1 protein-coding gene and 1 pseudogene are annotated in these 960 nt (G+C 58.3%); both read right to left on the bottom strand.

The features are described 5' to 3' along the window. Window positions 1-439 (bottom strand): annotated as a pseudogene (locus AX708_RS03115) (transposase); the annotation flags it as partial. Window positions 440-491: 52 nt separating this feature from the next. Then, on the bottom strand, window positions 492-960 hold a 469-nt coding region (locus AX708_RS20725; protein ID WP_197426336.1), incomplete at its 5' end, for a hypothetical protein.

Raw genomic sequence — 960 nt, 5'->3', positions numbered from 1 at the left:
GACTGCTCGACGATCCTGATGATCTCGAGCTTCTCGGATGCGGGATACCTCATTCTTCGTCGCCCCCATCCGCGATCATGCTTTTTTTGAGCAAACGGTTTTCCAGCGTCAGGTCGGCCACGCATTCCTTCAGGGCGCGGGCTTCGCGGCGCAGATCCTGCACCTCGCCAGTGGTCGCGGCACGGGCGGTATCACCGGCCAACCGGCGCTTACCTGCTTCCATAAACTCCTTCGACCAAGTGTAATACAGGCTCTGGGCGATGCCTTCCTTGCGGCACAGCTCTGCGATGCTGTCCTCACCACGCAGGCCGTCCAGCACGATGCGGATCTTTTCTTCGGCAGAGAAATGGCGCCGGGTTGCTCGGCGGATATCCTTGACCACCCGCTCAGCTGGGGCCTTCTTGGGAGGGGATTTTTTCACGGAGGGTTGGGTCTTCATCTTCGTTCCTTCGTCACTACGACGAAGCCCCAACCCTCCTTAAATCACAACCTCAAATCTGTGCCATTGGTGCTGACGGGGGACAATCTGCGATCCCATCACACAAGCCGGTTGCCATTGAGCTTGGATTTGAACTGGTGGCGGCTCCAGTGCCTTTGGGGAGCAAACTTTCAAGCGCTGGCCGATTGCTGGCTGACACCAGGACCACCATGTCCTCAAGCGCAGCGTACTGCTCAGCCGACAGGTGCTTCGAATGAGGCTCAAGCATCCCGATGGCGTTCGCCTGCACCTCAGGGTCGATGTGCCGCAGAGCCTCGATGATCACAGTCAGGGCAGCAGGATCAGGCGCCTTTTCCGTCGGTGCCACGATCCGTTGCAGGAGCTTCAAGGCTGCGATCGCATTGCCCTTGGCCTCACCCGCAAAGACGGTGCCGACTTCGCGGAGGAACGGTTCTCTTTGCAGCGCCTTAGAGTCTGATTCAAAACTATCTCGTGTAATTTCATGCTCTTGCGATACGGCG

Origin of the sequence: Erythrobacter sp. CCH5-A1, from assembly GCF_001557115.1 — a bacterium.
Lineage (GTDB): Bacteria > Pseudomonadota > Alphaproteobacteria > Sphingomonadales > Sphingomonadaceae > Erythrobacter.
Note: the sequence above shows the minus strand (reverse complement) of the source record. Positions and strands in the feature narration are given on the sequence as shown.